Source organism: Cellulomonas sp. IC4_254 (genome assembly GCF_011603975.1).
Taxonomy (GTDB): domain Bacteria; phylum Actinomycetota; class Actinomycetes; order Actinomycetales; family Cellulomonadaceae; genus Cellulomonas.
Genome location: NZ_JAANNB010000243.1, coordinates 1 through 4,871 on the forward strand (window position 1 = coordinate 1; position 4,871 = coordinate 4,871).

The 4,871-nt window shown below is 75.3% G+C and carries 1 protein-coding gene and 1 pseudogene; one reads left to right on the top strand and one right to left on the bottom strand.

Annotated elements, in window-relative coordinates; translation table 11 throughout:
- Positions 1-201: pseudogene (locus G6556_RS19215) on the bottom strand (hypothetical protein); the annotation flags it as partial.
- Between the two features lie 343 nt (positions 202-544).
- On the opposite strand from G6556_RS19215, the gene G6556_RS17055 reads away from it, so the two are divergent.
- The gene (locus tag G6556_RS17055) at positions 545-4,744 is read left to right on the top strand and encodes a S8 family serine peptidase (protein ID WP_166944072.1); all 4,200 of its coding nucleotides are present in this window, start codon (positions 545-547) and stop codon (positions 4,742-4,744) included.
- The last annotated feature ends 127 nt before the right edge of the window (positions 4,745-4,871 follow it).

Genomic DNA, 4,871 nt, shown 5'->3' on the forward strand with positions numbered 1-4,871 from the left:
GGACGGGGCGGTCGACGCGTCCGGCCCGGGGGCGGGCGTACGGGCGTCGGTCCGGCCGGTGGGCACGTCCGCGCCCACCTCCCCGGGGAAGGCGGGCGTGGGTGTCGTCGCGGTGGCCGGTGCCGCGGGGTCGCGCTCGTCGCGCAGGACTGCGTGCCTGCCGCGGGACGTGCGCCGCGCGGCGGGCATGCTGTCACTCACGGTCGTCGAGGTTAGGCAGCGGACCTCGGGGTCGTTCAAGGAGGGCGCGGCCACGACGCGAAGATCCCGTGACGATGCGGGCAGGCGATCTTCACGAGATCGCCACACCCGTCGACCGCCGGCCGTCTCCGGCGCCGGCGCGCAGGCCGGTCGTCGACGTCGACGCCGCTGTGGCCCGGATCACCCATGCTAGCGACGCCTGTGCGACGACTGAGCGGCCAATGTGTGGCGAAACCGTGACGAATCCCCCAGAAGTTTGTACGGTGAGGCCGCAGTCACCGTCTGGCGTGACGAGATGTCATGCCGGGGTGCACGTCTGCTCCTGCCCGAAGAACGGATTCCCATGACGCGTCGCCCGCTCCGTGCCTCGTTGACCGTCCTGGCGCTGGCCGCCACCACCACGCTCGGGGCCGGCGGCGTCGCCACGGCTGCCGGGCCCGGAGCCGCGTCGCCGCCGCTCCCCCTCGACCCCGGCCTGGCCGCGGGCGCGGGCGACCCGATCGCGTCCGACGACGTGCTCGCCGGCACGGAGGACAAGGTCTCGTCCGGCCTGGCCGACGCCGAGGGCACCGTCACGGCGTTCGTGCAGCTCGACGCCCCGTCCGGCCTCGACGTCGCGGAGGACGGCGGCGACCCGGCCGCGGTCCAGGCCGCGACCGCCCAGGTCGAGCAGGTCGCCGAGGCCGTCGTCCCCGCCGAGTCCGACCCCGCCGCCCGCACCGCCGCGGTCGCGCCGGAGCGGATCGCCACGCTGTCCAACCTCGTCGCCGGCACGCTCGTCACGGGCGACGCCGCGCAGGTGCGGGACCTGGCCGCGTCCGACGACGTCGTCGCGGTGTACCGGGTGACCACCAAGACCGCCGACAACTCCTCCACCGACGCGTTCACGCGTGCGCTGCAGGTCTGGCAGGACACCGGCCAGACCGGCGAGGGCGTCCGGATCGGCGTCATCGACACCGGCCTGGACTACACGCACGCCGACTTCGGCGGCCCCGGGACGGTCGAGGCCTACCAGCAGGCGTACGGCGAGGACGGCACCCAGCCCGTGCCCGACGGCCTCTACGACCCGGCCAAGTACCTCGGCGGCTACGACTTCGCCGGCCCGCTGTACGACGCGGACCCGAACTCCGAGCTCCCCGGCGCCACGTTGACGCCCACGCCGGACGACAACCCGATCGACAGCCTCTACACGTCCGACAACTCGGGTCACGGCACGCACGTCGCCGGCACCGCCGCCGGCTACGGCGTCCAGCCCGACGGCACGACGTTCACCGGCGACTACAGCACGCTGACCGACCTGTCCGACTGGCAGGTCGGCCCGGGCTCCGCGCCGGGCGCCGGGATCTACGCCCTCAAGGTGTTCGGCGACATCGGCGGGTCCACCGACCTCACCGGCCTCGCCCTCGACCGGGCCGCCGACCCCGACGGCGACGGCGACTTCGGCGACCACCTCGACGTGGTGAACCTGTCGCTCGGCGCCTCCGCCACCCCGTCCGACGACCCGGACAACCTGCTGATCGACCGGCTGTCCGACCTCGGCACGCTCGCCGTGCTGTCCGCGGGCAACTCCTCCGACATCACGGACGTCGGCGGGTCCCCCGGCTCCGCCGCCTCGGGCCTGACCGTCGCGAACTCCGTCGGCAGCCCGCAGACCTACGACGGCGTCGAGGTCACCGCGGCGCCCGACCCGGCCGCCGTGGGCACCTGGGCCGCGCAGAACTCCATCTCCTACGCGGGCACCGCGGACGTCACCGCGCCGGTCGTCTACCTCGGCGACGGCGTGGACGGCTGCACCCCGCTCACCCCGTACGCCGACCAGCTCGCCGGGAACATCGCCTACCTGTGGTGGGACGACGACGACGCCACCCGCGCGTGCGGCTCCGTCGCCCGGTGGAACGCGGCCGAGGCCGCCGGCGCCGTCGGCGTCCTGATCGGCACCGAGTCGACCGTGTTCTCCGCGGGCATCTCGGGCAACCCGACGATCCCCGGCGCGCAGCTCACCGCGTCGTCCACCGACGCGCTGCTCCCGTCCATCCAGGCCGGCGGCGTCGTCGCGCACCTCGGCCCGTCGCTCGCCGCGTCGGTCACCTCGGACGAGATCGGCGACGCGCTCAACCCCGGCTCGTCCCGCGGCGCGCACGGCTCCCTCGGCATCATCAAGCCCGACGTCGCCGCGCCCGGCACGCTGATCTTCTCGGCGGCCTCCGGCACCGGCGCGCAGGCGCAGTCGCTGTCCGGCACGTCCATGTCCTCGCCGCACGTGGCGGGCATCGGGGCGCTCGTCCGCGCGACCCAGCCCGGCTGGACCCCGGCCCAGGTCAAGGCCGCGATCATGAACACCGCGACGCACGACGTCTGGACCGGTGCGCACCAGTCCGGCACGGCGTACGGCCCGCAGCGGGTCGGCTCCGGCCGGGTGGACGCCCGCGCGGCCGTCGCGGACACCGTGCTCGCGTACGGCTCGGAGGACCCGGACCAGGTGTCGGTGACCTTCGGGGTCGTGGACGTGGGCGCGGAGCCCGTGACCCTCAAGAAGACCGTCACGGTGCAGAACACCGGCGACACGGACGTCACCTACGACACCGCGTTCGCCGCCGCCACCACGACCGGTGGCGCGACGATCACCACCTCCCCCGCCACGCTGACGGTCCCGGCCGGCCAGCAGGGGCTCGTCACGCTGACGCTCACCGCCGACCCGGCGAGCCTCGAGCGGGAGATCGACCCGACGCAGGCGACCACCCAGGGCGGCGTGCCGCGCGAGTACGTGGCGTCGCTGTCCGGCCGGCTCGTGCTCACCTCGGGCGACGCCGAGCTCCGGGTGCCGGTGCAGGCCGCCCCGCGGCTGGTCTCCGAGCTCACCGCCGACCCGGTGTCCTTCGCGGACGCCGGTGCGGACACGGCCGCGCTCACCCTGTCGGGCCGGGGCGTCGACTCCGGCGGCTGGACCTCGCTGGTCGCGCCGCTCACGCTCGGGGCCACCAGCCCGAAGCTCGAGGACGTCCCCGGCTTCGTCACCTCGGAGTCCGCGGTCGCGTCCGGCGACCTGCGCTGGGTCGGCTGGACCTCCACCGCCCCGCAGCAGGCGGCGGCGGGCGGCGACCCGGCCGACGGCTACCTCGGGGTCGGCATCGCGGTCGACGGCGACTGGGCCACGCTCGGCCAGGCCGTGCTCCCGGTCATCGACTGGGACGTCGACCAGGACGGCACCCCCGAGGCGCAGACGGTCGTGCAGAAGCTCAGCGACGCCGCCGACGTCACGGTCGCCGCGACCTTCGACTACGACACCGGCGAGGTGCTCGACGTCCAGGGCGTGAACGGCGCGTTCGGCGACGTGGACACCACGGTGTTCGACAACTCGGTGCTGGTCGCGCCGGTCGGGATCGCCGCGCTCGGCCTCGAGCCCGGCGCCACCCCGGCCGTCACGGTGTGGACCTCGTCCGACTACGCGGCCGACCCCAGCGGCCAGGTCGACGCGGCCGAGCCGTTCACCGTCGACCCGTTCGACCCGCCGTACTGGTTCGACGGCGGCGTCACCGACGCGCTGTGGTTCGCGGCGTCCGACGCCACAGAGCTCACGGTGCACCGGTCCACCACCACGGCCGCCCCGGCGGACCAGCTCCTGGTGCTGCACAGCCACAACGCCGACCCGACGACCCGGGCCCAGGTGCTCGACGTCGCCGCGCCGGAGGCCGTCGCGACGACCACCACGCTGAAGGTCTCCGGCCCCGCGAAGGTGGGCAAGGACCTGACGCTCACCGCCACGGTGGCGCCCGCCGAGGCGACCGGCACCGTGTCGTTCCGCGCGGACGGCACCGAGGTCGCCACCGCGGCCGTCTCCGGCGGCACCGCGACCGCGACGGCGCGGCTCGGCGGCGGGAAGCACGCGCTGACGGCCGTCTTCACGCCGGACACCGCGGCGTTCGCGGGGTCGGAGTCGGCGGCGGTGACGGTCGACGTGAAGAAGGCCGGCTCCACCACGAAGGTCACGCTGTCGCAGAACTCGGGCCGGTACGGCTCCGAGGTCAGCGCGACCGTGACCGTCACCGGCCAGGGCGCCGTCCCGGCCGGCACCGTCGAGATCCGCGAGCGCGACACCGTCCTCGCAACCGGTGAGCTCACGGCCGGCCAGGGCGACCAGGCGACCGCGACCATCGCCCTGCCCCGCGACCTGAAGTCCGGGTCGCACACCCTCACCGCGGTGTACACGGGCAGCGCGGACGTCGAGGGCTCGCAGACCCAGCGCGCCTACCGGGTGCTGGCGACGGTCCCGACGATCACCCTCGACACCCCGTCCTGGACGGTGTCCCGCGGCGCCACGCCCGCGGTCACCGTGACGGTCGCGGGACCCGAGGGCGCGCCGGCCGCCGGTGGCAAGGTGACGGTCCTGGCGGGCATCCGGCCCGTCGCGACGGTCGCCCTGACCGACGGCTCCGCGACGGTCACCCTGCCGGCGGTCAGCCGCACCACCACCGTCACCGCGCTGTACACCGGCGACGGCGGCTACACCCCGACGCTCACGATCGGGGTGCTGAAGGTGCGCTGAGACACGCCCGCCGCGCGCGGGCCGGGACGCCCCTGATCCGGGGCGTCGGACGGCACGAGCGCGGCGGGTCGGCGCGCCGGGCGCGCGGCGGTGGCGTGGACACGGGGGGTCGTCCACGCCCTGGGGC